General features: G+C 69.9%; 25 protein-coding genes and 1 tRNA gene. 16 read left to right on the top strand and 10 right to left on the bottom strand.

Translation table 11 applies throughout. The features are described from left to right. Nucleotides 1-20: 20 nt before the first annotated feature. The 4 genes from IPK81_25360 to IPK81_25345 are packed head-to-tail and all read left to right on the top strand — an operon-like array spanning nucleotide 21 to nucleotide 2711. Nucleotides 21-653, top strand: coding sequence for a 2-hydroxychromene-2-carboxylate isomerase (locus tag IPK81_25360; GenBank protein QQS12736.1), 633 nt, complete (start codon nucleotides 21-23; stop codon nucleotides 651-653). A gap of 41 nt (nucleotides 654-694) precedes the next feature. Further along, entirely contained in the window at nucleotides 695-1240 is a 546-nt protein-coding gene (locus tag IPK81_25355; GenBank protein ID QQS12735.1) for a hypothetical protein, read from the top strand. A 13-nt stretch (nucleotides 1241-1253) separates the two neighbouring features. Next, complete coding sequence (locus IPK81_25350; GenBank protein ID QQS12734.1) at nucleotides 1254-1721, top strand: NAD(P)H-dependent oxidoreductase; 468 nt, start codon at nucleotides 1254-1256, stop codon at nucleotides 1719-1721. A 51-nt stretch (nucleotides 1722-1772) separates the two neighbouring features. Then, nucleotides 1773-2711 carry a fumarylacetoacetate hydrolase family protein gene (locus tag IPK81_25345; protein QQS12733.1) on the top strand — a complete coding sequence of 313 codons (939 nt, stop codon included), beginning with the start codon at nucleotides 1773-1775 and terminating at the stop codon, nucleotides 2709-2711. Here the strand turns inward: IPK81_25345 and IPK81_25340 are convergent. From IPK81_25340 to IPK81_25300, 9 genes are all read right to left on the bottom strand, one after another. After that, on the bottom strand, nucleotides 2708-3802 hold the full coding sequence (locus IPK81_25340; protein QQS12732.1) for a dipeptide ABC transporter ATP-binding protein: 1095 nt from the start codon (nucleotides 3800-3802) through the stop codon (nucleotides 2708-2710). The two genes, IPK81_25345 and IPK81_25340, sit on opposite strands and share 4 nt — an antisense overlap. Continuing rightward, the gene (locus tag IPK81_25335) at nucleotides 3799-4794 is read right to left on the bottom strand and encodes an ABC transporter ATP-binding protein (GenBank protein ID QQS12731.1); all 996 of its coding nucleotides are present in this window, start codon (nucleotides 4792-4794) and stop codon (nucleotides 3799-3801) included. Before IPK81_25335 ends, IPK81_25340 begins: the two co-directional genes overlap by 4 nt. Nucleotides 4795-4827: 33 nt before the next feature. Further along, entirely contained in the window at nucleotides 4828-6399 is a 1572-nt protein-coding gene (locus IPK81_25330) for an ABC transporter substrate-binding protein (protein ID QQS12730.1), read from the bottom strand. Between the two features lie 44 nt (nucleotides 6400-6443). Continuing rightward, nucleotides 6444-8012, bottom strand: a complete 1569-nt coding sequence (locus tag IPK81_25325; protein ID QQS12729.1) for an ABC transporter substrate-binding protein — start codon at nucleotides 8010-8012, stop codon at nucleotides 6444-6446. 50 nt (nucleotides 8013-8062) lie between these two features. Continuing rightward, nucleotides 8063-9631 carry an ABC transporter substrate-binding protein gene (locus IPK81_25320; GenBank protein QQS12728.1) on the bottom strand — a complete coding sequence of 523 codons (1569 nt, stop codon included), beginning with the start codon at nucleotides 9629-9631 and terminating at the stop codon, nucleotides 8063-8065. Beyond that, the gene (locus IPK81_25315) at nucleotides 9628-10515 is read right to left on the bottom strand and encodes an ABC transporter permease (protein ID QQS12727.1); all 888 of its coding nucleotides are present in this window, start codon (nucleotides 10513-10515) and stop codon (nucleotides 9628-9630) included. The genes IPK81_25320 and IPK81_25315 overlap by 4 nt, the downstream gene beginning before the upstream one ends. Then, complete coding sequence (locus IPK81_25310) at nucleotides 10512-11450, bottom strand: ABC transporter permease (GenBank protein QQS12726.1); 939 nt, start codon at nucleotides 11448-11450, stop codon at nucleotides 10512-10514. Before IPK81_25310 ends, IPK81_25315 begins: the two co-directional genes overlap by 4 nt. Before the next feature lie 286 nt (nucleotides 11451-11736). Beyond that, nucleotides 11737-11826 (bottom strand) — tRNA-Ser (locus IPK81_25305). A gap of 62 nt (nucleotides 11827-11888) precedes the next feature. Further along, nucleotides 11889-12275, bottom strand: coding sequence for a hypothetical protein (locus IPK81_25300; GenBank protein ID QQS12725.1), 387 nt, complete (start codon nucleotides 12273-12275; stop codon nucleotides 11889-11891). Nucleotides 12276-12534: 259 nt separating this feature from the next. Between IPK81_25300 and IPK81_25295 the strand changes: the two genes are divergently transcribed. The 6 genes from IPK81_25295 to mtnK are packed head-to-tail and all read left to right on the top strand — an operon-like array spanning nucleotide 12535 to nucleotide 18662. Beyond that, complete coding sequence (locus tag IPK81_25295) at nucleotides 12535-13758, top strand: ABC transporter substrate-binding protein (protein QQS12724.1); 1224 nt, start codon at nucleotides 12535-12537, stop codon at nucleotides 13756-13758. 9 nt (nucleotides 13759-13767) lie between these two features. After that, nucleotides 13768-15450, top strand: a complete 1683-nt coding sequence (locus IPK81_25290; protein ID QQS12723.1) for an ABC transporter permease subunit — start codon at nucleotides 13768-13770, stop codon at nucleotides 15448-15450. Beyond that, entirely contained in the window at nucleotides 15447-16124 is a 678-nt protein-coding gene (locus tag IPK81_25285; protein ID QQS12722.1) for an ATP-binding cassette domain-containing protein, read from the top strand. Before IPK81_25290 ends, IPK81_25285 begins: the two co-directional genes overlap by 4 nt. After that, nucleotides 16121-16801, top strand: coding sequence for a TIGR04283 family arsenosugar biosynthesis glycosyltransferase (locus IPK81_25280; protein ID QQS12721.1), 681 nt, complete (start codon nucleotides 16121-16123; stop codon nucleotides 16799-16801). Before IPK81_25285 ends, IPK81_25280 begins: the two co-directional genes overlap by 4 nt. After that, complete coding sequence (locus IPK81_25275) at nucleotides 16798-17394, top strand: TIGR04282 family arsenosugar biosynthesis glycosyltransferase (GenBank protein ID QQS12720.1); 597 nt, start codon at nucleotides 16798-16800, stop codon at nucleotides 17392-17394. Before IPK81_25280 ends, IPK81_25275 begins: the two co-directional genes overlap by 4 nt. Next, nucleotides 17391-18662, top strand: coding sequence for an S-methyl-5-thioribose kinase (gene mtnK, locus IPK81_25270; GenBank protein ID QQS12719.1), 1272 nt, complete (start codon nucleotides 17391-17393; stop codon nucleotides 18660-18662). Before IPK81_25275 ends, mtnK begins: the two co-directional genes overlap by 4 nt. Here the strand turns inward: mtnK and IPK81_25265 are convergent. Next, nucleotides 18650-19435, bottom strand: a complete 786-nt coding sequence (locus IPK81_25265; GenBank protein QQS12718.1) for a class II aldolase/adducin family protein — start codon at nucleotides 19433-19435, stop codon at nucleotides 18650-18652. The two genes, mtnK and IPK81_25265, sit on opposite strands and share 13 nt — an antisense overlap. A 160-nt stretch (nucleotides 19436-19595) precedes the next feature. Between IPK81_25265 and IPK81_25260 the strand changes: the two genes are divergently transcribed. The 6 genes from IPK81_25260 (at nucleotide 19596) to IPK81_25235 (ending at nucleotide 26191) form a co-directional block, all read left to right on the top strand. Continuing rightward, on the top strand, nucleotides 19596-20480 hold the full coding sequence (locus tag IPK81_25260; GenBank protein ID QQS12717.1) for a lytic murein transglycosylase: 885 nt from the start codon (nucleotides 19596-19598) through the stop codon (nucleotides 20478-20480). Between the two features lie 47 nt (nucleotides 20481-20527). Beyond that, complete coding sequence (locus IPK81_25255) at nucleotides 20528-21478, top strand: septal ring lytic transglycosylase RlpA family protein (GenBank protein QQS12716.1); 951 nt, start codon at nucleotides 20528-20530, stop codon at nucleotides 21476-21478. Nucleotides 21479-21501: 23 nt separating this feature from the next. Beyond that, nucleotides 21502-22770, top strand: a complete 1269-nt coding sequence (locus IPK81_25250) for a D-alanyl-D-alanine carboxypeptidase (GenBank protein ID QQS12715.1) — start codon at nucleotides 21502-21504, stop codon at nucleotides 22768-22770. A 6-nt stretch (nucleotides 22771-22776) separates the two neighbouring features. Further along, the gene (locus IPK81_25245) at nucleotides 22777-23418 is read left to right on the top strand and encodes a dTMP kinase (protein ID QQS12714.1); all 642 of its coding nucleotides are present in this window, start codon (nucleotides 22777-22779) and stop codon (nucleotides 23416-23418) included. Then, entirely contained in the window at nucleotides 23418-24536 is a 1119-nt protein-coding gene (locus IPK81_25240) for a DNA polymerase III subunit delta' (GenBank protein QQS12713.1), read from the top strand. The genes IPK81_25245 and IPK81_25240 overlap by 1 nt, the downstream gene beginning before the upstream one ends. Nucleotides 24537-24601: 65 nt before the next feature. After that, nucleotides 24602-26191 carry a methionine--tRNA ligase gene (locus IPK81_25235; GenBank protein QQS12712.1) on the top strand — a complete coding sequence of 530 codons (1590 nt, stop codon included), beginning with the start codon at nucleotides 24602-24604 and terminating at the stop codon, nucleotides 26189-26191. Nucleotides 26192-26193: the final 2 nt, after the last annotated feature.

The raw sequence follows: 26193 nt of genomic DNA, 5'->3' as shown, positions 1-26193 counted from the left end.
CGCGTTGTCGGCGTCGACCCATGATCGAACTGCCCTGTTACTACAGCCTGTCCTCGCCTTTGGCCTATCTTGGCGGCCCGAAGCTTCAGGACATCGTGCGCCGCCACCAGGTCCGTCTCGTCCTGAAGCCCTACGACTTCCAGGCCGTCGTGCCCAAGACTGGCGGCGTTCCCCTCCGTACCCGGCCTGAGCCGCGGCGGACCTACCACGCGGCCGAGCTGGATCGCTGGCGGAAGCATCTCCGTATGCCATTGAACCTGACGCCGCGCCATTATCCGCAGGACGGCCAGCCGCCGGGCTGGAATAAGCCGCCCGGTTGGATGGTGATCGCCGCCCAGCAGCGCGGTCTGGACGCGTTCCGCCTGTCGCACGCGCTGCTGCGCGCCCTGTGGGCGGAGGAGCGAGACACCTCCGATCCGGCGGTCCGCCGGGCCGTGGCGGACGAGAATGGCATGCCGGGCGACGAGCTGGTGGCGGCCGAGACCAGCGACGCGGTCCAGGCGCTCTACCGCCGCTATGGCGAGGAAGCCGAGGCGTTGGGCGTGTTCGGCGCCCCGACGTTCATCGTCGACGGCGAGCGCTACTGGGGGCAGGATCGACTGGATTTCGTCGACCGGGCGCTCGACGCGCTGCGGGCGCGCTCTCGGACATAGATGGACGGCCGCGACCGGCGGCCGCGACGCAGGAGGAAGCCATGGATTATTCGCTCGAACAGTTCTGCCGCGACGCCCACGATGCGTTGAAGGCGAAGCCCGGTCCGGAGGGAAGGGAGGCCGTGCGCCAGCTCCTCGAGAAGCTGCTGGCGAACAAGGCGTTCGTCGACTCGGCGGTCGGGCCGGCGGCCAAGCTCGGACGCCACACGCTCTACGAGGACAAGGAGCTGGGGTTCGTGGTGCTGGCGCACGTCAACGCCAAGGCGCACCGGTCGCCTCCGCACGACCACGGCGCCTCCTGGGCGGTGTACGGCCAGGCGATCGAGCACACCGACATGACCGTTTGGCGCCGCAAGGACGGCGGCGAGGGCGCCGGCGCGGCCGACCTCGAGGCGGTCAAGACCTACCGTCTCGACCCCGGAAAGGCGGGCGTCTACGATGTCGGCGCCATCCACTCGATCGACTATCCCGACGGTTCGCGCTTCGTGCGCGTCACCGGCCGCGACCTCGACCTCGTGCCGCGCCTGAAGTACGACATGGCGGCGAAGAAGGCGGTGGTGATCGAAAGCGCGACGGCCGGCGCCTGACGCGGCGGCGCAGGTGGCCGCCAAACGCCTGCTGATCGTCGCGCACGCGCCGTCACCGAACACGCTCGCCTTGCGGAACGCGGCGCTGCGCGGCGCCTCCGATCCGGCGTTCACGTCGATCGAGGCGCGCGCGCTCGGCCCGTTCGACGCCGGACCGGACGACGTGCTCGCGGCCGACGCCGTCATCCTCGGGACCACCGAGAATCTCGGCTACATGAGCGGCGCGCTGAAGGACTTCTTCGACCGCGTCTACTATCCTTGTCTCGACCGGACCCAAGGCCTGCCCTGCGCGGTCTACATACGCGCCGGCCACGACGGCACCGGCACGCGGCGGGGGATCGAGACGATCCTGACCGGCTTGCGGTGGAAGATCGTGCAGGAGCCGCTGGTGTGCCGCGGCGCCTACGACCCGGCGTTCGAGGAGTCCTGCGCCGAGCTCGGCATGGCCATGGCCGCTGGACTCGACGCCGGCGTGTTCTAGGGCGACACTGCGCCTTCCTCTTTTTCTTCCCTCCTGATGACGGGGCTTTCTGTGAAGATCCTCTATTTCGACGATTTCCGGCTGGGCGTCCTGAAGGGCGACGGCGTCGTCGACGTCTCCGCGGTGGTCGCGGACATTCCACACACCGGCCCGCACGACCTCATCAACGGCGTGATCGAGCGGTTCGACGCCTACCGGGCGAGGATCGAAGCGGCGGTCGCGGCCGGCGCCGCGATCCCGCTCACGCAGGTACGCATCCGCCCGCCGCTGCCGCGGCCGGTCAACATCGACTGCATGGCGGTCAACTACATGGAGGACGGCACGCTGCCGGCGCCGCCGCCGATCAACGGCTTCCACAAATCGCCGTCGGCGGTGATCGGACCGGGCGATACGATGGTGCTGCCCGACGTGCCGGCGACGATCTTCGAGGGCGAGGCCGAGCTCGGGCTGGTGATCGGCAGGCGCGCGAGCAACGTGCCGGCGGCCGAGGCGATGTCCTATGTGTTCGGCTACGTCAATTTCATCGACGGCTCCGCGCGCGGACTGCCGCCCGCCGGCAACGTCTTCTTCCAGATGAAGTCGCGCGACACCTTCGCGCCGATCGGCCCGTACCTTGTCACCGCCGACGAGATCCCCGATCCGCAGAAGCTGTCGGTCAAGCTGTGGGTCAACGGCGCGCTGAAGCAGGATTTCAACACCGACGACATGGCGCACAAGATCCCGCGCTGCGTCGAATGGGCGACCTCGCTCCACACGCTGCATCCCGGCGACATCATCGCCACCGGCACGAACCACCGCGGGCTCTCGTCGTTCCAGGACGGCGACAGGGTCGAGCTGGAAGTGGAGCGGCTCGGCCGGCTCTGGTTCAACGTGCGCGACGACCTCAAGCGCACGTGGTCGCGCGACACGCGGCTGGAGCACCATGAGAAGAAGCTACCCGGACCGGCGACCCCGCAGCTCACCGGCAAGTACGCGCCGGGAGGCGGCTAGCCGGGCGCAGCCGCCGCGGCGCCGCGTGCCTTCTTGGCGGCGTCGAACGCCGCCAACCGCTCGGCGAACTTGCCGCCGGCGGCCGTGCCGTGGGCGACGACGGCGGGCACCGGCAGCGTCTCGAAGAAATGGCAGGCGACCCGGTGGCCCGGGCCGGCTTCGCGCAGCGCCGGCTCCTCCTGCGAGCAGCGCGGCTGCGCGTGCGGACACCGCGTGTGGAAGCGGCAGCCGGTCGGCGGATTGAGCGGGCTGGGCACGTCGCCCTGCAGGATGATCCGTTCCTTGCGCGCCGTCGGGTCGGGCTGCGGGATCGCCGACAGCAGGGCCTGCGTGTAGGGGTGCAACGGACGCGCGTAGAGCGTCCGCTTGTCGGCGATCTCGACCAGTTTGCCGAGGTACATCACGGCGACACGGTCGCTGATGTGCTTCACGACGGCGAGGTCGTGGGCGATGAACAGGTAGGAGAGCCCGAAGCGCTTCTGGAGGTTCTGCAGCAGGTTCACCACCTGCGCCTGGATCGACACGTCCAGCGCCGACACCGGCTCGTCGCAGACGATCAGGTCGGGATGCACGGCCAGCGCGCGGGCGATGCCGATGCGCTGGCGCTGGCCGCCGGAGAACTGGTGGGGATAGCGCCGCGCGTGCTCCGGCAGCAGGCCGACCACCTCCAGCAGTTCGCGGACGCGGGCGTCGCGCTCGGTGCCCGCCGCCAGCCCGTGCAGGGTCAACGGCTCGGCCAGGATCTCGCCCACGGTCATGCGCGGATTGAGCGACGCGTAGGGATCCTGGAAGACGATCTGCAGATGCCGGCGCAGGCGGCGCATCGCGCGCTTGTCCAGACCGACGATCTCCTCGCCCATGAAGCGGACGGAGCCGGCCGTCGGCTGCATCAGGCCGAGGATCAGGCGGCCGGTCGTCGACTTGCCGCAGCCCGATTCGCCGACCAGCGCCAGTGTCTCGCCGCGCGCGATCTCGAGGCTGACGTCGTCGACGGCGCGGACGTGGCCCACCGTCTTCGTGATGATCACGCCGCGGCTGACCGGGAAGTGCTTGGTCAATCCCTCGACCTTGAGGACCGGGGCGTCGCTCATGGCCGGGCTCCCGCGATCAGCTCGACAGGCGCCTTCCAGCACGCGACGCGGTGGCCCGGCACGATGTCGCGCAACGGCGGCGGCTCCTCGACGCAGCGCCGGTCCGCGAACGGACAGCGCGGCGAGAACCGGCAGCCCACCGGCTGCTTGTCGGGGCTGGGCACCGACCCCTCGATCGTCGACAACCGCTCGCGGTCGACGTCCAGCCGCGGAATCGAACCCAGCAGGCCGATCGTGTAGGGGTGCTGGGGGCTGGCGAACAGCTCGACCGCCGTGGCGCTCTCGACGATCTTACCGGCGTACATGACGATCACCTCGTCGGCGACCTCGGCGATGACGCCGAGATCGTGGGTGATGATCAGGATCGCCATGCCGAGCCGCTGTTGCAGGTCGCTCAGGAGATCGAGGATCTGCGCCTGGATGGTGACGTCGAGCGCCGTGGTCGGCTCGTCGGCGATCAGCAGCGCGGGCTCGCAGGCGAGCGCCATCGCGATCATCACGCGCTGGCGCATGCCGCCCGAGAGCCGGTGCGGGAAATCCTCGAACCGGGACGCCGCCGACGGGATGCGGACGAGGTCGAGCACCTCGATCGCCCGGTCGCGCGCCGCCTTCGGCGACATCTGGGTGTGCGCGAGGATCGCCTCGACGATCTGCTGGCCGATGGTGTGCACCGGGTTGAGCGAGGTCATCGGCTCCTGGAAGATCATCGACATCTTGCCGCCGCGCAGCTGGCGGCGCTCGTCGGCCGACATGCCGAGCACGTCGCGGCCGTCGAACACGACGGCGTCGGCCTCGACCCGTCCCGGCGGGCTCGCCACGAGGCCCATGATCGAGAGCGACGTCACGCTCTTGCCGCAGCCGGACTCGCCCACGAGGCCGACCGTCCGGCCGCGGCCGACGGAGAAGCTTATTCCGTCCACCGCCCGGAACAGGCCGCGGTCGGTGTCGAAATGGGTACGGAGGTCGCGGACCTCGAGAAGCGGTTCGGCCATAGTCAGATCAATCCTCGAGGTCCGCGCGGCAGGTCAGAACGAGTAGTCCAGGCCCTTGTAGAACGTGTTCTGGTAGAGCATGTGCGGGCGCACCCCCTTCAGCTTCTTGCTGCTGGTGGTGAACATCGGGATGTTGACGACCGGCATCCATAGATGCTGCTCGTGGATGCGCTTCTGGACCATGCCGTAGTACTTCGCGCGGTCGGCCTCGGTCAGGGACGAGCGGCCGAGCTTGAGCCACTCGTCGGTCTGCTCGTCCTTCCAGTTCATCCGGTTCGGCGCCGGGATGTTCTTGGAGTCGAAGTAGAAGTTGAGCAGATCGCCGGCCGACATGTACGGGAAGGTCACCGTCCACAGCTCGTAGTCCTGCTCGCCCATCTTGGCGAACGCGATGGTCGAGTCGAAGCCCTGCACTCTCCAGTCGACGCCGATCTTGCGCATGTAGCCCTGGATGGCCTCGGAGATGCGGGGGAAGTACGCGACGGCGGTGAAGTACACCTTCGGCGCCAGCTTGACGCCGTCCTTCTCGCGGATGCCGTCGGCGCCGACCTTCCAGCCGGCCTCGTCCAGCAGCTTCTTCGCCCGCTCGACGTCCTCCTTGATGATCGTCTTGGTCGCGGGGTCGAAATCGAGCGCGTCGGGGTCGATGAACGTGTAGGCGGGGGCGGCGCTGCCGAGCATGATGCCCTTGACGATCTCGGCGCGGTTGATGGCGATGTTCATCGCCTCGCGCACGCGCGGATCGGACACCATCGGCCGCGTCGTCTTGTAGCCGTAGTACATCAGCTGGAAGTTCGGCTTCGCCTCCTGGACGTCGAGGTTCGGCGCCCGCTTCACCTGGTCGATGAACTGCAGCGGGATCTGGTGGGTGACGTCGAACTGCCCGCCCATCATCGCCGCCACGCGGGCCGCGTCCTCCGGCACGATCTTGATCGACAGCTTCTCGAACTTCACCGGCCCCTTGTTCTTGTACATCGAGGGGCCCCATTTGTAGGCGTCGTGCCGCTTGAGCACGATCTCCGTGCGGGGCTGCCACGACTCGAAGCACCAGGGCCCGGTGCCGTCGGCGCCCTTGACGCCGTAGTCCTTGCCGAGGGCGGCCACGCTGTCGCGGTTGTGGATCGACATCGTGAACGACACGAGGTTCAGCAGCAGGTCGGCGTAGGGCTCGTTCAGCTCCCACTCGAGGGTGTACGGATCGGGGGCGCGGAGCTCCTTCACGTTGCCGGCGCGCCATTTCAGCGGCGCCTTCGTGTCGGGGTCGAACAGGCGGTTGACGCTGAAGATGACGTCGGCGGCCGTGAACTTCTTGCCGCTGCAGAAGGTCACGTCGTCGCGCAGCTTGAAGGTGTAGAGCTTGCCGTCGGGGCTGACGGTCCACGACTTCGCCAGGTAGGGGATGACGGTCTTGCCGTCCCAGTCCAGCGCCACCAGCGTGTCCTGGAACATGTTGACGATGTCGGAGCTCGGCGACCACGTGGTGCGCTGGCCGTCGTAGTGCGGCGCGTCGAGGGATTTCATGACGCGCAGGGTCTGCGCCTGCGCCCCCGCCGCCAACGTGGCGGCCGCCAGCCCGACGGCCGCGGCCCGGATCAATCTGCCCATCGCTTCCTCCTTCATACCGCCGCGGTGCCGGTCGGACCGCGTTGTTAGAACGTGAAGTCCAGACCCTTGTAGAAGGTGTTCTGGTAGATCATGTGCGGCTTGCCGCCCTTGATCTTCTTGTTCGTCACCATGTGCATGTTGATGTTGAGCACCGGGATCCAGAGGTGCTCCCCCATCACCCTGCGCTGCACGCGGGCGTAGTTCTCGGACCGGTCGGCGTCGGTGCGCGCGGTGCGGCCGGCCGTCAGCCAGGCGTCGGTCTCCGCGTCCTTCCAGTTCATCCGGTTGGGCGTCGGGATGTTCTTCGAGTCGAAGTAGATGTTCATCAGGTCGCCGGCCGAGAGGTAGGGGACCGTGACAGACCAGATCTCGTAGTCCTGCTCGGCCATCTTGACCGGCGAGATCGTCGAGTCCCACGGCTGCAGGCGCCAGTCGACGCCGATCTTCCGCAAATACCCCTGGATCGCCTCGGCCACCCGGGCGGAATTCGCGTTGGCCGTGAAGTAGACCCTCGGCGCCAGTTTGACGCCGTCCTTCTCCCGGATGCCGTCGGCGCCGACCTTCCACCCGGCTTCCTCGAGCAGCTGGGCCGCGCGCTTCGCGTCCTCCTTGACGATCTCGGCGGTCTTGGGATCGTGGTCGAGCGCGGCCGGGTCGACGATGGTGTAGGCCGGGTCGGCGTTGCCCAGCAGGATGCCCTTGGCGATCTCCACGCGGTTGATGGCGATGCTCATCGCCTCGCGCACGCGCTTGTCGGCGACCATCGGCCGGGTGATCTTGAAGCCGAAGTAGAGCAGCTGGAAGTTCGGCCGCGCGTCCTGCACCGCGAGCATCGGCGCGACCTTGGCCTGGGCGATGAATTGCGACGGGAACTGGTGGGTGATGTCGAACGCGCCGCTCATCATCGCCGCGACGCGGCTTGAATCCTCCGGGACGATCTTGATCACTAGCCGCTCGAACCTCACGGGCCCCTTGTTCTTGTACATTGACGGCCCCCAGCGGTAGGCGTCGTGCCGCTTGAGGACGATCTGCGTGCGGGGCTGCCACGACTCGAAGCACCACGGGCCGGTGCCGTCGGCTCCCTTGATGCCGTAGTCCTTGCCGAGCGCCTCGACGCTCTCCTTGCTGTGGATGACGTTGGTGAACATCGTGAGCTGCAGCAGCAGCTCCGAGAACGGCTCCTCCAGCTCGTATTCGACGGTGTGCGGATCGGGCGCGCGGAGCTCCTTGATCTTGCCGGCGCGCCACGCGTAGGGGCCCTTGATCTCCGCCGATTTCAGCCGCTTGAACGAGAAGACCACGTCCTCGGCGGTGAATTTCCGGCCGCTGCAGAAAGTCACGTCGTCCCGCAGCTTGAAGGTGTAGGTCTTAGCGTCGGCGCTGACGGTCCACGATTTCGCGAGGTAGGGAATCGGCGTCTTGCCGTCCCAGTCCAGCGCGACGAGCGTGTCCTGGAACATGTTGACGATGTCCGACGTCGGTCCCCAGGTGGTCCGTTGCGCGTCGTAGTGCGGCGCGTCGATCGCCTTCATCATGTTCAAGGTCTGCGCGCCGGCCGTCGCCGTGCCGAGCAGTCCGGCCGCCGCGAGGGCGCCCCACACCATCCTGAGCATCGCCGCCTCCCTGTCCGCCGTTTCTTATTGTTGACGTGGCGGCATCGACGTCACGGCGAGACGTCGAGCGCCTTGTAGATCATCGACGTGTAGACGTGGTGCGCGCGCGCGTTCTTGACGCGCTTGTTGACCACGAGGGCGAGTCCCTCGTGCACCAGCGGCACCCAGAGCGCGTTCTCGTGCACGATCCGCTGCACCTTCGCGAACGCCTCGAAGCGCGCCTTGTCGTCGAGCGCGCTGACGCCGGCGTCGAGGGCGGCGTCGGTCTCCGGATCCTTCCAGTTCATCCGGTTCGGGGTCGGCACGTTGGTGGAGTGGAAGTACAGCCGCAGCGCGTCGCCGGCGCTGGAGTAGGGGAACGCGATCGACCAGATGTCGTAGTCCTGCTGCGCCAGCTTGGAGAACACGATCGTGCCGTCCCACATCTGGAGCTGGAGGTCGACGCCGATCTTGCGCCAGAAACCCTGCACCGCCTCGGCCATCTTGGGCGAGCGGCCGCCGGCGAAGCCGTAGAGCAGCAGCGTCAGCTTCTTGCCGTCCTTGTGGCGGAAGCCGTCGGGCCCCATCCGCCAGCCCGCCTCGTCGAGGAGCTTGGCGGCGTTGGCCGGATCGTAGCGCCCGAGATGGTTCGGCGTGGCGGGGTCGAAATCGGGCGTCTTGGGGTGGATGTAGGTCGACGCCGCCTCGCCGTTGCCGAAGTAGATCGCGTCGACGATCTGCTTGCGGTCGATCGCCTGGCTCAGGGCCAGACGGACGCGCGGATCGGAGACGTTCTCGCGCGTGATCTTGAATCCGAAATAGAACAGCCGAAGATCGGCGGCAGGCCTGAGGATCTCGAGCGTCGGCACCTTGGCGAGCTGCGGCAGGTACTGGTCCGGCATCGAGTAGGTCATGTCGATGGTCCCGCTGGCCATCGCCGCCAGCCGCGCCGCCTCCTCCGGCACGATGCGCCAGACGATGCGCTCGTATTTCGCCGGGCCGGGGTTCTTGTAGAAGGGCGGGCCCCACTTGTACGCCGCGTGGCGGGTGGCCACGATCTGGGCGCGCGGCTCCCAGGACTGGAAGCAGAACGGGCCCGTGCCGTCGATCCCCTTGATCCCGAAATCCTTGCCCAGCGCGGCCACGTTCTCGGGGTTCAGCACGGTCGCATGGAAGTTGGTGAGCTGCAGCAGCAGCTCGCTGAACGGCTTCTCCAGCTCGTACTCGACGGTGTGGGCGTCGGTCGCGCGGATGTCCTTGACCGGCCCCATGCGCCACGCGAACGGCGAGCGGATCTCCTTGTCGAGCACCCGCTTGAAGCTGAACACGACGTCGGCGGCCGTCAGCTTGCGCCCGGAGCAGAAGGTGACGTCGTCGCGCAGCTTGAAGGTGTAGAGGCGGCCGTCGGGGCTGACGGTCCACGACTTCGCGAGCAGCGGCGTCACTGTCTTGAGGTCGTAGTCGAGCCCGACCAGCGTGTCGGCGACGATGAACAGGATCTCGGCGGTGGCGCCGGCCGAGGTGCGCGCCGGATCGTAGTGCGGCGCGTCGATGTTGCGCATCAGCGTCAGCGTCTGGGCCGATGCCGGAGCCGCCGCCCAGGCGACGGCGGCGAGAGCGAGAAGGAGCGTGCGGATCATTGCTGCAGCCTCGGGTCGAGGACGTCGCGCAGCGCGTCGCCCAGCAGGTTCGCGGCGAGCACGATCACGAAGATGGCGAGGCTGGGAATGGTGGAGATGTGCGGCGCCATGAACAGGAAGTCGCGGCCCTGGGCGGCCATCATGCCGAGCTCGGCGGTGGGCGGCTGCGCGCCCATGCCCAGGAAACCCAGCGCCGAGCCGACCAGGATGACCTGACCGAAGCGCAGCGTCAGGTACACGAAGATCGTCGAGATGCAGTTCAGCGCGAGGTAGCGCCAGACCAGCGTGAAGTCCGAGACGCCGACCGCGCGGCCGGCCTCCATGAACTCCTGGCCCATCACGCCGATGGCCGAGCCGCGCGCCACCCGGGCCACGCCGGGGATGTCGGAGACGACCAGCGCGATCAGCACGGCGGTCATGCCGGCGCCGAAGATCGCGGCCACGGCGAGTCCGATCAGGATCGCCGGGAAGGCGAGCATGATGTCGACGATGCGCATGATCCAGCCGTCGAGGCGGCGGTAGAACGCGGCGAGGATCCCCATCGTGCCGCCCAGCAGGCCGCCGACCAGGACGCCGACCAGCCCCATCATCAGCGTGTTGCGGGCGCCGAAGATGACGCGGCTGAGGATGTCGCGGCCGGTGTTGTCGGTGCCGAACCAGTGCATCTCGCTCGGCGGCTGCATGGTCTTCGACAGGTCGGTCAGATAGGGGTCGTAGGGCGCCACCCACGGCGCGAAGACGGCCGCCAGCACGACGAGGCCGAGCGTGCCGGCGGCGCCGACCGCGACCTTGTCGCGCATGAGGCGGCGCAGCGCGTGCGAGCGCGTCGTCGGCGCCGGGCCGGCGTCGGCCGGCGGGTCGTCGGTGTCGGCGATGGCGCTCATCCGCGTTGCACCCTCGGATCGAGAAAGACGTAGAGGACGTCGACGATCAGGTTGATCATGAGGAACGCGATGGCGAGGATCATGATCGCGCCCTGCGCGGTCGGGAAGTCGCTCGAGACGATCGCGCCGACCGCCAGGCGCCCGACGCCGGGCCACGAGAACATCGTCTCGGTGACGACGGCGCCGCCGAGCAGGAAGGCGGCCTGCAGGCCGATCAGCGTCACGACCGGGATCAGCGCGTTGCGCAGCGCGTGGTGGATGATCACGACGCTCTCGCGCAGCCCCTTGGCGCGCGCCGTGCGCACGAAGTCGGCGCCCAGCACCTCGAGCACCGCGGTGCGGGTCAGGCGCGCGATCGGCCCGATCAGCACGCCGCCGAGCGTCAGCGCGGGCAGGATCAGGCTGGGCAATCCGCCGTCCCAGACCGGTCCGGTCCGGCCGGTGAACGGCAGCAGCGCCCATTTGAAGCCGACGTACTGGATCAGGATCAGGCCGATGAAGAACACCGGCATCGACACGCCCGCGACCGAGAACGCCATGATCAGGCGGTCGGTCATCGAGCCGCGGCGCACGGCGGCGAGGGTGCCGAGCGTCAGGCCGATCGGCACCGCCAGCAACATCGCGCCGACCATCAGCTCCACCGTCGGGCCGATCGTGTGCGTGAGCTCCTCGATGACCTTCTTGTTGGAGATGATCGAGCGGCCGAGGTCGCCCTGCAGGACGCGGCCGATGTATTCGATGAACTGGATCGGGATCGGTCGGTCGAGGCCGAGTTCGAGACGGATCGCGTCGATCGTCTCCTTCTTGGCGTCCGGCCCGGCGATGATCATCGCGGGATCGGCGGGCACGACCTGGAGAAGGCAGAAGCAAAGGAAGAGGACCCCGAGCAGCGCGGGGATCGAGATCAGCAGCCGGTGTACGATCTGACGCCCCATACGTCGCCCTCACGGCGCATTCTGCCGGCGGGGAGCCGTGGCCGGCTCCAAACCGTGATGCGCGAGCGTTGCCATTCCCTGGAACGACCGGCCGCTTGAGGCGACACGACCGCCGATTTCACGGTGGGGCCGGAAGTCGTCGCTTCCTTCGATTCCCCCACGGCGCAAAAGCTTCCAGCTTTCGTGGTCTGTGTCAAACGCGTGGCGTCGACGCGGCTGCGGCGCCGTCCGCGATGCGGAAACCGCGGGTGAATGGAGCGTGGCGCGCGCGGTCCGCGGTCGGCGCTGGCGGAGAGGGTGGGATTCGAACCCACGGTGGGGTCGCCCCCACGCCGGTTTTCAAGACCGGTGCCTTAAACCGCTCGGCCACCTCTCCGTGCTTGCGGCACGGTCACTTAGCGACACGGGGCAGGGGCGTCCAGAGCCGGGGCCGCGGCGCTACCGGGTGAACGCCTCGGAGATTGCCGCGCCCGTCGCGATCGTGATGCGGCAGGCGTAGAGCGCCTCGGGGACCTCGCGCCGCTGGCAGGAGGCGGCGCGCGGCGCGTCGGCCGGCCCGAACATCCGCGTCTGTGTCTTCTCGCCGTCGTCGCGGACGGTCTCGACCACCGGCTCGAGGAAGCGGAACAGGGCCTCCGCCGGCCTGCCGATGCAGAAGACCATGAGGCTGCCTTTGGAGCCGCCATCCTGCGGCGCCTTCAAGACGGCGGCGGTCGTGACGCAGTCGCCGAGGGCGGCGTTGAGGGATTGCGGACCGCCCGGCGACTGGGCGGCCGTCGCGGCCGGCATGAGCGCGCACAACGCGACGACGCACCACGATCTCATCGGCGATCCTCCCGAGGCGGACACGGTCCGACGGCGCGCCACGCGCCGCGTCGGTCCATCGTGCCGGCGGTCGGTTCACTATCAATCCGCCGGGGCCGCGCGCAAGCTCGATCGTCGGCGGTGCCGGTCATGATCACCGGGAGACCTGCCGCTGGCGGATTCGTGACAATGCGTAGGGTGCGTACCGCCACGCGGGCGGCGTATGGTGCGGCCACGCGCCGAAGCGGCGCGCCATCATCGAGGAATGCAGGAGAGGTTCATGCGCTCGACTCTCGCGCGTGTCGCGGCGGCGATGGTCCTGGGATTCGCGCTGGGCGGGCCAACCGCCCGGGCCGCCGACCCGGATCCGAAGCGCTGGGACCATGTGGTCGCGGCCGCCAGGGGACAGACGGTCTACTGGAACGCGTGGGCGGGTGATCCGCGGGTCAACGAGTACATCGCGTGGGTCGGCGTCGAGGTGAAGGCGCGCTACGGCGTGACGCTCGAGCACGTGAAATTGTCCGACACGGCGGAGGCCGTCTCCAAGGTCGTCGCGGAGAAGGCGGCGGGGCGCGCGACCGGGGGCACCGTCGACCTTATCTGGATCAATGGTCCGAACTTCGCGAAACTCAAGGAGGCGGGGTTGTTGTTCGGTCCCTGGGCGGAAAGCCTGCCGAGCTTCAAGTACGTCGACGTCGAGGGCAAGCCGGCGGTGCGCAGCGACTTCACCATCCCGACCGACGGATTCGAGGCGCCATGGAACATGGCGCAGATCGTGTTCTTCTACGACGGCGCGCGCGTGCGGACGCCGCCGCGGTCGGCGAAGGCGCTGCTGGCGTGGGCCAAGGCCAATCCCGGACGCTTCGCCTTCCCCGACCCGTCGAATTTCCTCGGCGTCACCTTCATGAAGCAGGCGCTGAGCGAGCTGACGCCGGACAAGGCGCGCCTCCTCGCGCCGGCGACCGACGCCGATTTCGAGCGCGTGATGGCGCCTCTATGGGCGTATCTCGACGAGCTCACGCCGGCGCTGTGGCGCGCCGGGCGCGCCTATCCGAAGAACGGCCCCGAGCTGCGCCGCCTGATGGGCGACGGCGAGATCGACGTCGGCCTGTCGTTCAACCCGGCCGAGGCCAGCGCCGCGATCGCCCGCAAGGAGATCCCCGACAGCGTGCGCACGCTGGTGTTCGACGGCGGCACGATCGGCAACGCCAGCTTCGTGGCGATTCCGTTCAACGCCGCCAACAAGGCCGGCGCCCTCGTGGTGTCGGAGTTCCTGCTGTCGCCGGCGGGGCAGCTCAAGAAGCAGGACCCCGAGGGCTTCGGCGGCTTCACCGTGCTCGCCATGTCCAAATTGTCCAGCGAGGAGCGCGCCGCCTTCGCCGCCCAGAAGCGGGGCGTGGCGACGCTGTCGACGGAGGAGCTCGGCGCGCATCTGCCGGAGCCGCATCCCAGCTGGATGACCCGCGCCACGGCGGCGTGGAAGGCGCGCTACGGCGTGCGCTAGGACGGCCGCGTGGTCCGGGCGTTCCCCATCCTGACTCTGGCGTTGCTGCTGGGGCCGACCTTGGCCGGCCTCGCCGGCACGGCGCTGCCGGCGTTCGGATACATGCCCGTGCTCGGCCGCGCCGAGCCGTCGCTGCTGGCGTGGCGCGAGCTGTTCTCGACGCCGGGCCTGCCGCGCTCGCTCGCCGTCGGCGCGCTGGTCGGCTTCGCGACCACGCTGCTCTCGCTCGCGGCCGTCGTCGCCATCGCCGCGAGTGCGCACGGCACGCGCGCCTTCGATCTGGCGCGCCGCGCGCTGTCGCCGCTGCTGTCGATCCCGCACGTCGCCATGGCGGTCGGCCTCGCCTTCGTCATCGCGCCGTCGGGCCTGCTGTTCCGGATCTGGAGCGGCCATCTCGGCGGGCCGCCGCGGCCGCCGGACCTGCTGATCGTCAACGACACCTGGGGTTTGTCGCTGATGGCGGGGCTGCTCCTGAAGGAGATCCCGTTCCTGTTCCTGATGCTGCTCGCAGCCCTGCCGCAGGCCGACGCGGCCCGGAGCCTGACCGTGGCCCGCACGCTCGGCTACGGCCGCGTCGCGGCGTGGCTCAAGGTCGTCCTGCCGCGCGTCTATCCGCAGATCCGGCTGCCGGTGCTCGCCGTGCTGGCCTACGGGCTCTCGGTGGTCGACGTCGCGCTGGTGCTCGGTCCGACGACGCCGCCGACGCTGCCGGTCCAGATCCTGCGTTGGATCAACGACCCCGATCTGAGCTTCCGGTTCCGGGCCAGCGCCGGCGCGATGCTGCAGCTCGGCGTGGTGGTGGGCGGCATCGCGGTGTGGGTGGCCGGCGAGCGCTTGGTCGCATGGTTGGGACGCCGCTGGGTCGAGGCCGGATCGCGCGAGGCCGGTGAGCGGATCGTGCCGGCGCTGACCGCGGCCTGCGGCGCCGTCGGGCTGGCCGTCGTCGGGCTGGCGTTCGTCGCGATCGCGCTGTGGTCGGTGGCGGGCGCGTGGCGCTATCCCGACGTCCTGCCGGCCGAATTCACGGCCCGCAACTGGCTGGCCGAGAGCGGGCGCGCCGCCTCGCTGGTGGCCAACAGCGCCTTGATCGCGTCGATCACCGCCGTCGTGGCGCTGGTCCTCGTGGTCGGCTGCCTCGAGAACGAGGACCGGCACGGCCGCCGCCAGGCGGGCGACGCCGCCTTGTGGCTGCTGTACACCCCCTTATTGGCGCCCCAGGTCGCGTTCCTGTTGGGGTTGCAGGTGTTTCTGATCGTCCTTCGTCTCGACGAGACCCTGCCGGCGGTGGTGTTGGCGCACCTCGTATTCGTGCTGCCCTACACCTTCCTGTCGCTACGCGATCCGTGGCGCGCGGTGGACGGCCGCTACCGGCAGGTGGCGCTGACGCTGGGGGCGTCGCCGGCCCGCGCGCTGTTCGCGATCCGCCTGCCGATGCTGCTGCGGGCGCTGCTGACGGCGCTCGCGATCGGCTGGGCGATCAGCGTCGGCCAGTACCTCGCCACATTGCTCGTCTCCGGCGCCAGGTTGCCGACGATCACCACGGAGGCCGTCGCCGTCGCGTCGGGCGGCGACCGGCGCACCTTGGCGATCTACGCGCTGTTGCAGACGGCGCTGCCGTTCGTGGCCTTCGCGCTGGCGCTCGTCGTGCCGGGCATCGTGTTCCGCGACCGCCGCGCGTTGAGGAACCCATGACCGCGTCGACGGCCCCCGCCACCGGGTTGGCGCTCGACGGCGTGCGCATCGCGCTCGGCGGCCGCGTCCTGCTGGAGCTGACCGCGCGGATCGAGCCCGGCCGGACCCTGACGGTCATGGGGCCCAGCGGTTCCGGCAAGTCGTCGCTGCTCGGCTTTATCGCCGGCACGCTGGCGCCGGCCTTCGCCGCCAGCGGCGACGTCCGCCTCGCCGGGGCGCGCCTGAACGACCTGCCGACCGAGCGGCGCCGCACCGGCATGCTCTTCCAGGACGACCTGCTGTTCCCACATCTCTCGGTGGGGGGCAATCTGAGCTTCGCCCTGCCTCCCGCAATGCGCGGCCGCGCCGAGCGCCGTCGCGCCGTCGACTCCGCGCTCGCCAACGCCGACCTAGCCGGGTTCGCCAACCGGGATCCGGCGACCCTGTCCGGCGGGCAGCGCGCGCGCGTGGCGGTCATGCGCACGTTGCTCGCGCGACCCGGCGCGCTGCTCCTCGACGAACCCTTCAGCAGGCTCGACCAGGCGCTACGCGCCGATTTCCGGCGGTTCGTGTTCGACCACGCGCGCGCGGAACGGCTGCCCGTGCTTCTGGTCACGCACGACGCGGCCGATGCCGAGGCGGGGGACGGGGTCGTCGTCCGCGTCGGCGATGCGGAGGAGGCGCGCGCGGGATGAGCGTGGACATCGTCATCCCGACGTTTAACGCCGGCGCCACGCTCGCGCGGACGCTATCGAGCCTCGCGGCCGACCGGGCGCCGTGGCCGTGCCGGGTCGTCGTCTGCGACGGCGGATCGCGCGACGACACCGTGTCGATCGCCCGCGATCTCGGCGCGGAGATCGCCTCCGCGCCGCGTGGACGCGGCGCGCAGCTCGCCGCCGGCGCGCGCGGCTCGAGCGGTTGGCTGCTGTTCCTGCACGCCGACACCACGCTCTCGCCGGGCTGGACCGCGGCCTGCGCGGCGTTCATGGAATCGCCGGTCGTGGACGACGCGGCCGGCTACTTCCGTCTTCGCTTCGATTCGACATCGAGGCGCGCGCGGTGGATCGAGGGCATGGCCGCCTGGCGCGGCCGCGCGCTCGGCATGCCGTATGGCGACCAGGGGCTCCTTATCAAGCGCTCGTTCTACGACCGCGTCGGCGGCTACCGGCCGCTGCCGCTGATGGAGGACGTCGATCTCGTCCGCCGGATCGGCCGGCGCCGGCTGGTCGCGCTGGACGTGGACGCCGTGACTTCGGCGGCGCGCTACGAACGCGATGGATGGACGTTGCGGCCGATGCGCAATCTCCTCTGCCTGTCGCTGTTCCTGCTCGGCGTGGCGCCGGCCCGCATCGCGCGGCTTTACGGTAGATGACACGACATCTCGTCATCTTCGCCAAGGCGCCCCGGCTGGGCCGGGTGAAGCGCCGCCTCGGCCGCGAGATCGGCGATCTCGCGGCGACGCGTTTCTATCGCCATTCGCTCGCGATCACGATCGCGCGCTGCGCCGACGATCCACGGTGGACGACATGGCTGTGGGTGACGCCGGACTCGGAGACGCGGCATCCGGCGTGGCCGGGCCGGGCGCGGGTGGTGGGTCAGGGCGGCGGCGGTCTCGGCGCGCGCATGGCGCGTCCGTTCCGCGAACTGCCGCCGGGGCCGGTCGTGTTGATCGGCAGCGACATCCCCGCGGTCTCGCGCGACGCGATCGCCGCGGCGTTCCGGGCGCTCGGGCGGCACGATCTGGTGTTCGGTCCCGCCCGCGACGGTGGCTTCTGGTTGGTGGGCGCGCGGCGCACGCGGCCTTGGCCGCGCGGCATCTTCGCGGGCGTCCGCTGGTCGACGCCGCACGCGCTGGCCGACACCCGCCGCAACATCGAGCCGCGGTTCGCGGTCGGATTGCTCGACACGCTGGAGGATGTCGACGACGCGGCGTCCTATCGACGCTGGAAGGGGGCGACGGCATGACCATCCACCTGCCCGACGGCTACGCGATACTCACGACGGCGACCGTGCGCGACGCCGTAGCGAAGGTTCCGAACCTTACCGCTCGCCTCGGCGGTCCGGCGTCGACGTGGGAGATCCGCGAGATCGGCGACGGCAACATGAACCTCGTGTTCGACCTCGTTGGACCGGCGGGCGGCCTGATCGTCAAACAGTCGCTGCCCTACATCCGCTCGGTCGGGGAGAGCTGGCCGTTCCCGATCGGGCGGATCGGATTCGAGCACGCCGCCCTGATCGAGCAGGCACGGGTGGCGCCGGGCCGCGTGCCGGCGGTGTGGCACTACGACGGCGCGATGGCGCTCATCGGCATGGAACGCCTGTCGCCGCACATCATCCTGCGCAAAGGCCTCGTGCGCGGGATTCGCTATCCCCGTCTGGCCGATCAACTCGGAGCGTTCCTCGCGCGGTCGCTGTTCCTGACGTCGGACCTGGCGCTCTCCACCCCGGAGAAGAAAGCGCTGATGGCCCGCTTCGCCGGCAACGCCGAGCTCTGCGCCACGACCGAGGACGTGATCTTCACCGGCCCCTACGACGCGGCGGCGCCTCTGAACCGATGGACGCGGCCGCATCTCGACAGCGCGGTCGCGGCGCTGCGGTCCGATGCCGACGCGATCGCCGCCGCCGCCGAACTGAAGCTGGTGTTCCGCACGGCGACCGAGGCGCTGATCCACGGCGATCTGCACACTGGATCGATCATGGTCGACGCCGACGACACCCGCGTGATCGATCCCGAATGGGCGTTCCATGGACCGATGGGATTCGACCTGGGCGCCGTCATCGGCAACCTGCTGCTGGCCTATTTCAGCCAACCTGGACATGCGACCGCGACGGACGACCGTGTCGGCTATCGCGAATGGATTCTCGATCTGATCGTGCGGTTATGGACGCGCTTCGAGGCGGACTTCATCGGACTCTGGCGCGGCCGCCGTTCGGAGCTGCTCCCGCCATCGGTGCCGCCCGACTCGGAGGTCGCCGAGCGGATGTACGCGCGGCGCGTATCGGCTCTGCTGGCCGATGCGACGGGGTTCGCCGGCGCCAAGATGATCCGCCGGCTGATCGGAATCTCGCACGTCGAGGACTTCGAGGCCATCGCCGATCCCGCGACGCGGGCGCGCTGCGAGGCGGCCGCGCTGGCCTGCGCGCGCGATCTGAGGGTGCGCCGCGCCGGGTTCCGCGACATCGGCGCCGTGGTCGACGCGGCGCGCGCGATCGGGGCGGATCAGTCGCGGTAGGACGGGTCGGCGGCGTCCAGCATGCGCAGCAACGCCGGCCACTCGCGCAGGCCGAACACCCGGACGTCGGGGTCGTAGCGACGCGCCGTCTTACGCGCGGTCTCGACCGAAGGCATGGCAAGCTCGGCGCCGGACGCCATCGCGTCGACCTGCGCCTTGCACGCCATCTCCAGCCAGTAGAGCGTGTTGAACGCCTGCTCGACGGTCGGACCGCAGACGAGCAGGCCGTGGTTGCGCAGGATCAGCGACGTCCTGTCGCCGAGATCGGCCACCAGCCGCGGCTTCTCGTCGTCCTCGAGCGCCGGCCCCTCGTAGTCGTGGTAGCCGATGCGCTCGTGGAACCGCATCGCGTGCTGGCTCAGCGGCAGCAATCCGCACTTCATCGCCGACACCGCGATCCCGGCGCGCGTGTGCGTATGGATGACGCATTCGACGTCCGGGCGGGCGGCGTGCACGGCGCTGTGGATGACGAAGCCGGCGGGATTGATACCGAGCCCGAGCGACTCGTCGGGGGCGTCCACGACACGTCCCTCGAGGTCGATCTTGATCAGCGACGAGGCGGTGATCTCGCGATAGAGCATGCCGTAGGGGTTGAGCAGGAAATGCTCCTCGCCGCCGGGCACCCGGGCGGAGATATGGGTGTAGACCATGTCGCTCATGCCGTAGCGCTCGACCAGGCGGTAGCAGGCCGCAAGCTTGACCCGCATCTCCCACTCGGCGGCGCCGACGCGCGTACGCACGGTGGAGGCGGGGGCGCGCGATATTCCGTCCATCTCTGGGCTCCGTTGCGATCCGGTCGATATGTCGAATCTACGCCGGCGGCGCCCTGGCGGCCAGCGCGGCGGCGGCTTGGTCGCGGCGGGCCCCCCGTGCTAGATCGGCGCGGCGCCGGTCGGCCGGCGCGGCGTCCGTAGCAGCCGAGGAGTGCCGCCTGTGAATCGACGCGACTTCACCGCCGCCGTCGCGGCGGCCGGCGGGCTTCTGGCGGTCGCCGGTCCCGTCGCGGCCCAGTCGGATCCGGCGTTCCAGCAATGGCTGCGGGGATTGCGGGCCGAGGCGATGAGCAAGGGCGTCGACGCCGCCACGCTCGACCGCGCCCTGCGCGGCGTCGAACCGGTGCCGCGCGTGCTCGAACTCGACCGGCACCAGCCCGAGTTCAAGCTGACCTACCAGAAGTACCTCGACATCGTGGTGTCGGAGGAGCGGGTGAACCGCGGCCGCGCGATGATGCGCGAGAACGCCGCCCTGCTCGACCGGATCTCCGGCGCCTACGGCGTGCCGTCGAACGTCATCGTGGCGCTGTGGGGCGCGGAGAGCCTCTACGGCTCGCGGATGGGGGATTTCTCCGTGGTCGCGGCGCTGGCGACGCTGGCCTACCACGGCCGCCGGCCGCAGTTTTTCCGGAGCGAGCTGATAGCGGCCCTGCGCATCCTCGCGCAGGGCCACATCGCGCCGGACAAGATGATCGGATCCTGGGCCGGGGCGATGGGCCAGTGCCAGTTCATGCCGACGAGCTTTCTCGCCTACGCCGTCGATGGCGACGGTGACGGAAGACGGGATATCTGGGGCACCCGGGCCGACGTCTTCGCCTCGACCGCCAACTACCTGCGCAAGGCCGGCTGGCAGACCGGGTTGCGCTGGGGCGACGAGGTCCCGGCTGGCACCGGCGCAGCCGCTGGCGGCCGGATCGTCACACCCGAGGGGGCTGGCGGCCGGACATACAGGACGACCCAGAATTTCCGGGCCATCCTGCGATGGAACCAGTCCGATTTCTTCGCGCTCGGAGTCGGGCTGCTGTCCGACCGGGTCGCCAGGTGACCCCCTGTCCGGGGGATGGCTGTTCGGGCGCGGCCTGCGATGCTAGTTTGGGGGCGATGACGCGTTCCCACGCCTTCCGTCCAGCCAAGATCGCGGCGACCGGCCTGCTCGCGCTGGCGCTGTCGGCCTGCGCCACGGGGCGGGCGACCTACCCGCCGAGCCCGGACGACGGCCGCGGCGCCTACAAGGTCGGTCAGACCTACACCATCGCCGGGCAGACCTACACGCCGCATGAGGATTTCAGCCACCGCGAGGAAGGCAATGCGTCGTGGTATGGACCGGGTTTCCACGGCAAACGCACGGCCAATGGCGAGGTCTACAATCAGAACCTGCCGTCGGCGGCGCACCGGACCCTGCCGATGCCCAGCGTCGTGCGGGTCACGAATTTGGACAACGGAGCGAGCGTCGTGGTGCGCGTCAACGACCGCGGCCCGTTCGCGCATAGCCGCGTGATCGACGTGTCCCGGGCGGCCGCCGTCGAGCTCGACATGATCCGATCCGGCACGGCCCGCGTCCGGGTCGAAATCATGGAGCGCGAGAGCCGCATCCTGAAGGACGTGGCCATCTCGGGCGGCGGGCCGGCGGAACAGATGGCGGCGATCCGCGACACTTCGCGGCAGCCGTCGGGTGGGCCGGTGACGCAGACGGCCCCGAGGACCGCGGCCCCCCAGGCGGTCGCGGCCGCCCCGGTGTGGTCGTCGACGCCGTCGCCGGCTTCGGCACGGCCAGCCCCCGCCCCGGCCGCGGCGGGCGCCCCGGCACCGAGCGTCGGCACGGTCTTCGTCCAAGCGGGGGCCTTCGCGAGCATCAACAACGCCGAGCGGGTGCGGGCGACCCTGGCCAGCTATGGCGAGTCGGCGCTGACCGAGACGCGCCAGCGCGGCCAGGCCATCTACCGGGTGCGGCTGGGACCCTACGGCAGCGTCGAGCAGGCCGAGGGCGTGCGGTTGCAGGTCGTGGACGCCGGCCATCGGGATGCCCGGATCGTGAACGACTGAGGGCGCCGCGGGAGTAGCGTGCGATGGCGAAGTTCTGGAGCGGCATCGGCGGTGTGACGGCCGCGACGTTGATCATGCTCGGCGTCGCGCTGGCGCCATGGGCGGCCGGCGACGCGCAACAGCCCCAGCCCCAGCCAAAACCCCGACCGGCGAAGCCCAAGGCCGGCGGCGGCCCTGCGCGGCCGGCGACGCCACCCGAGGCGCTGCCGCCGTCGCAGATCGGCATCGGCACGCCGGCGCGGCACGCCCTGCTGGTCGACACCACGACCGACGCGGTCCTGCTGTTCAAGGACGCCGATAAGCCGATGGTTCCGTCTTCGATGGCGAAGATGATGACCGTCTACCTGGTCTTCGAGGACCTCAAGGCGGGCAAGCTGCGGCTGGACACGCGTTTCCGCGTCAGCGAGCGGGCGCGCGCCATGGGCGGTTCCCGCATGTTCGTCGAGATCGGCAGCGAGGTCTCGGTCGAGGATCTGATCAAGGGCGTGATCGCCCTGTCCGGCAACGACGCCTGCGTCGTACTGGCGGAGGGCATGGCCGGAACGGAGGACAATTTCGCCGCCCGCATGACCCGCCGCGCCCGCGAGCTCGGCATGACCGGCAGCACCTACAAGAACGCCAGCGGCTGGCCCGCCGAGGGGATGGTGGTGACGGCGCGCGATCTCGCGATCCTCGCGCGCCGCACGATCGAGGATTTTCCAGAGTACTACCGCTACTACGCGATGGTCGACTTCACCTGGAACCATATCCGCCAGGAGAAGCGCAACCGGCTGCTGAGCATGACGCCCGGCACCGACGGGCTGAAGAACGGCCACACCGAGGAGGGTGGCTACGGATGGGCGGTGTCACCCATCCGCGACGGCCGGCGCCTGATCATCGTCGTCAACGGCTTGGCCGACATGCGCCTCCCCGCCGCCGAATCGGCATGCTTGATGGAGTGGGGGTTCCGGGAGCACGCCAACAAGGTGGCGTTCCGCCCGGGCGACACGGTCCACGAGGCCGAGGTGTGGCTCGGCGAGGCGCGCAAGGTGCCGCTGGTCTCGCGCCGCGCGGTCGCTGCCACGGTCCCGGTCGGGCAGGAGGCGGCGGTGCGCGTCAGCGTCCAGTACGACGGCCCCGTGCGGGCGCCCGTGCGCAAGGGCGACCAGATCGGCAAGGCGATCGTGCAGACCGCGCCCGGCGCGCGCCCGGTCGAGATACCACTCTACGCCGGCGCCGACGTGCCGCGGCTGGGACCGGTCGGCCGCGCGTTGGGAGTCGTGCGCCACTACGTGTTCGGCTGGTGGAGCTGACGGGCGATGGCGGTTTCCGCGGTCGGCCGATTCATCACGCTCGAAGGCGGCGAGGGCGCGGGCAAATCGACCCAGATTCGCCTGCTCGCGGAGGCGTTGCGGGCGCGGGGCCGGGATGTGGAGACCAGCCGCGAGCCCGGCGGCTCGCCCGGGGCGGAGGCCATCCGGAAGCTGTTGGTCGAGGGTCCGGCCGACGCGTGGGACGCCGCGACCGAGGCCCTGTTGATGTTCGCGGCGAGGCGAGATCATGTCGAGCGCACGATCCTGCCGGCGCTCCGCCGTGGCGTCTGGCTGGTGTGCGACCGGTTCGCCGATTCGAGTATGGCCTACCAGGGCCACGCCCAAGGGTGGGGGCCGGCGCGGATCGACGCCCTCCACACGCTGGTGCTCGGCGGTTTCAAACCCGACCTGACGATCATCCTAGATCTTCCGGTCGAGATCGGGCTGGCGCGGGCCGCCGGGCGCGCCGGCAAGGAGGACCGCTACGAGCGGCTCGGGCTGGCCTTCCATAGGAAGGTGCGTGACGCCTTCAAGGCCATCGCGGCGGCCGAACCGGCGCGCTGCGCGCTGGTCGACGCCGACCGTCCGGTCGACGACGTGCACGCGGCCATCCTCGGCCTCGTCGAATCCCGCCTCGGAGCCGCGTGATGGCGCGGTCGCCGGACAAGCGCGATCCGGACGCCGCGCCGCCCTGGCCGGCGCCGGGGCGCAACGAGGACCTGGTCGGCCAGGAGGAGGCCGAGAAGGTGCTGCTCGACGCCTTCGGATCCGGCCGCCTGCCGCACGCCTGGCTGCTGACCGGGCCGCGCGGGGTCGGCAAGGCGACGCTGGCGCACCGCTTCGCGCGTTTCCTGCTGGCGGGCGAGCATGGTGGCGGGTTGTTCGGAGGCGGGCCGACGTCGCTTGCGACCGACATGCGTTCGCCCGTCGCGCAACGGGTGGCTTCCGGGGGGCACGCCGATCTGCGTGTGGTCGCGCGCTCGGTCAATCAGAAGACCGGCAAGCTCCGCACCGAGATCATCGTCGACGACATCCGCGACCTCGGTGGATTCATGCGCATGACGCCGGCCGAGGGTGGTTGGCGCGTGGCGATCATCGACGCGGCCGACGAGATGAACCGAAGCGCCGCGAACGCGGTGCTGAAGGTGCTCGAAGAGCCGCCGCGGCGCTCCGTCCTGCTGCTCGTTGCGCACGCGCCCGGCCGGCTGCTGCCGACGATCCGCTCGCGCTGCCGCAAGCTGGCGCTCAGGGCGTTGCCGGAGGCGCGCGTGGTCGAGCTGATGGGGCGGCTCGCGCCTGAAACCGACCCGGCCGAGCGGGCCGCGCTGGCGCGGCTGGCCGATGGAAGTGCGGGGCGCGCGCTGGAGCTGGGCCGCGCGGGCGGTCTGGCATTGTACCGCGACATGGTCGGCGTCATCGCCGGCCTGCCGCGGCTGGATATCGGCGCGGCCCACGCCTTCGCCGAAAGGATAGGGCGCCGCGGCGCCGACGGCGACAGCGATTTCCGCACCGTCGCCTTCCTGCTGGACTGGTGGCTTCAGACGCTGGTGCGCGAGGGCTCGTGCGGGACCGCCGAGCCGATCGTCGTCGAGCGCGAGGAGGGGCTGCGGGCGCGGCTGTTCGCGGCGGGCGGCCTTGATCGGCTGATGCAGGTATGGGAGAAGAGCGCGCGTTCGTTCGCGCGATCGGACGGCATCAATCTCGACCGCAAACAGGTGGTGCTCCTCAGCCTGCTCGATCTGCAGTCGGCGGTCCACCGGGCCTGACGGGCGCGGTTGGCGGAACCCCGGACCGGGGCGTCGCGCGGCGCAGGCGGAGTTAATACGCGGTCATGTCCGGCAAACGGTTCTACATCACGACGCCGATCTACTACGTGAACGACGTGCCCCATATCGGGCACGCCTACACGACCTTGGCGTGCGACGTGATGGCCCGTTTCAAGCGGCTCGACGGCTACGATGTCCACTTCCTGACCGGCACCGACGAGCACGGCCAGAAGGTCGAGGCCGCCGCCGCCGCCGCAGGGCTCGAGCCCAAGGCGTTCACGGACCGCGTCAGCCAGGCGTTCCGCGACCTGATCCCGCGGATGGGCTACAGCCCCGACAATTTCATCCGCACCACGGAGGCGCGCCACTACCGCGCCAGCCAGGCGCTGTGGAGCAGGCTGGTCGCGGCCGGCGACATCTATCTCGGCAAGTACGCCGGCTGGTACTCGGTGCGGGACGAGGCGTTCTACGCGGAGGGCGAGACGGCGGTCGGCGACGACGGCAAGCGGCGGGCGACCGCCAGCGGCGCCGAGGTCGAGTGGGTCGAGGAGGCCAGCTACTTCTTCAGGCTCTCGGCGTGGCAGGACCGTCTGCTGGCGTTCTACGAGGCCAATCCCGGCTTCATCGCGCCGGAGAGCCGGCGCAACGAGGTGATCAGCTTCGTGCGCGGCGGACTGCACGACCTCTCGGTGTGGCGCACGACGTTCAAGTGGGGCGTGCCGGTGCCGGGCGATCCGGCGCACATCATGTATGTCTGGCTCGACGCTCTGACCAACTACATCACCGAGGCGGGCTACCCCGACGAGACGGCGCCGAACTGGAAGTACTGGCCGGCCGACCTGCACATGGTCGGCAAGGACATCGTTCGCTTCCACGCCGTCTACTGGCCGGCGTTCCTGATGTCGGCCGGCGTGGCGCCGCCGAAACGCGTCTTCGCGCACGGTTGGTGGACCAACGAGGGCCAGAAGATCTCGAAATCGCTGGGCAACGTGATCGACACCGGTGCGTTGGTGGACGCGTACGGCCTCGACCAGACCCGGTATTTCCTGCTGCGCGAGGTGCCGTTCGGCAACGACGGCGACTTCCGCCGCGACGCCATGGTCCAGCGCATGAACTCGGATCTCGCCAACGCCTACGGCAACCTGTGCCAGCGCGTGCTGTCGATCGTCGCGAAGAACTGCGGCGCGGCGGTGCCCGCCAAGGGTGTGTTGACCGAGGTCGACGCGGCGTTGCTCGGAAAGGCCGGCGGGCTGCTGGAGATCGTGCGCGCGAAGATCGACGCGCAGGCCTTCCACGAGGCGTTGATCGCGATCTGGGACGTGATCGGCGACGCCAACCGCTATGTCGACGCGCAGGCGCCGTGGGCGCTCGCGAAGACGGACCCGACCCGCCGCGACACCGTGTTGTGGACGTTGGCGGAGACGATCCGGCGCGTGACGTTGCTGACGCAGCCGTTCATGCCGACCAGCACCGGCCGGATCCTCGACCAGCTCGCCGTGCCGACGGATCGGCGCGGCTTCGACGCCTACGGCGACGAGCTCGCGCCGGGCGCGCCGCTACCGGCGCCGCAGGGCGTGTTTCCACGCTTCGTCGATCCCGCCGCGGCCGTCGCCGCGCCGCCCGCGAAGCCCGGCAAGAACGCGAAGAAGGCCTGACC

The organism is Rhodospirillales bacterium (assembly GCA_016699855.1).
In the GTDB taxonomy this organism is placed as follows: domain Bacteria; phylum Pseudomonadota; class Alphaproteobacteria; order Reyranellales; family Reyranellaceae.
The sequence above is the reverse complement of the archived record's forward strand: the minus strand, read 5'-3'. Positions and strand labels throughout refer to the sequence as shown.

What these genes read in the sequence shown, in the direction of transcription:
- IPK81_25360 (QQS12736.1), top strand. Translation starts at nt 21, where the DNA reads ATGATCGAACTGCCCTGTTACTACAGCCTGTCCTCGCCTTTGGCCTAT.
- IPK81_25355 (QQS12735.1), top strand. Translation starts at nt 695, where the DNA reads ATGGATTATTCGCTCGAACAGTTCTGCCGCGACGCCCACGATGCGTTG.
- IPK81_25340 (QQS12732.1), bottom strand. Translation starts at nt 3,802, where the DNA reads ATGAGCGACGCCCCGGTCCTCAAGGTCGAGGGATTGACCAAGCACTTC.
- IPK81_25335 (QQS12731.1), bottom strand. Translation starts at nt 4,794, where the DNA reads ATGGCCGAACCGCTTCTCGAGGTCCGCGACCTCCGTACCCATTTCGAC.
- IPK81_25330 (QQS12730.1), bottom strand. Translation starts at nt 6,399, where the DNA reads ATGGGCAGATTGATCCGGGCCGCGGCCGTCGGGCTGGCGGCCGCCACG.
- IPK81_25325 (QQS12729.1), bottom strand. Translation starts at nt 8,012, where the DNA reads ATGCTCAGGATGGTGTGGGGCGCCCTCGCGGCGGCCGGACTGCTCGGC.
- IPK81_25320 (QQS12728.1), bottom strand. Translation starts at nt 9,631, where the DNA reads ATGATCCGCACGCTCCTTCTCGCTCTCGCCGCCGTCGCCTGGGCGGCG.
- IPK81_25315 (QQS12727.1), bottom strand. Translation starts at nt 10,515, where the DNA reads ATGAGCGCCATCGCCGACACCGACGACCCGCCGGCCGACGCCGGCCCG.
- IPK81_25310 (QQS12726.1), bottom strand. Translation starts at nt 11,450, where the DNA reads ATGGGGCGTCAGATCGTACACCGGCTGCTGATCTCGATCCCCGCGCTG.
- IPK81_25300 (QQS12725.1), bottom strand. Translation starts at nt 12,275, where the DNA reads ATGAGATCGTGGTGCGTCGTCGCGTTGTGCGCGCTCATGCCGGCCGCG.
- IPK81_25295 (QQS12724.1), top strand. Translation starts at nt 12,535, where the DNA reads ATGCGCTCGACTCTCGCGCGTGTCGCGGCGGCGATGGTCCTGGGATTC.
- IPK81_25285 (QQS12722.1), top strand. Translation starts at nt 15,447, where the DNA reads ATGACCGCGTCGACGGCCCCCGCCACCGGGTTGGCGCTCGACGGCGTG.
- IPK81_25280 (QQS12721.1), top strand. Translation starts at nt 16,121, where the DNA reads ATGAGCGTGGACATCGTCATCCCGACGTTTAACGCCGGCGCCACGCTC.
- IPK81_25275 (QQS12720.1), top strand. Translation starts at nt 16,798, where the DNA reads ATGACACGACATCTCGTCATCTTCGCCAAGGCGCCCCGGCTGGGCCGG.
- mtnK (QQS12719.1), top strand. Translation starts at nt 17,391, where the DNA reads ATGACCATCCACCTGCCCGACGGCTACGCGATACTCACGACGGCGACC.
- IPK81_25265 (QQS12718.1), bottom strand. Translation starts at nt 19,435, where the DNA reads ATGGACGGAATATCGCGCGCCCCCGCCTCCACCGTGCGTACGCGCGTC.
- IPK81_25250 (QQS12715.1), top strand. Translation starts at nt 21,502, where the DNA reads ATGGCGAAGTTCTGGAGCGGCATCGGCGGTGTGACGGCCGCGACGTTG.
- IPK81_25245 (QQS12714.1), top strand. Translation starts at nt 22,777, where the DNA reads ATGGCGGTTTCCGCGGTCGGCCGATTCATCACGCTCGAAGGCGGCGAG.
- IPK81_25240 (QQS12713.1), top strand. Translation starts at nt 23,418, where the DNA reads ATGGCGCGGTCGCCGGACAAGCGCGATCCGGACGCCGCGCCGCCCTGG.
- IPK81_25235 (QQS12712.1), top strand. Translation starts at nt 24,602, where the DNA reads ATGTCCGGCAAACGGTTCTACATCACGACGCCGATCTACTACGTGAAC.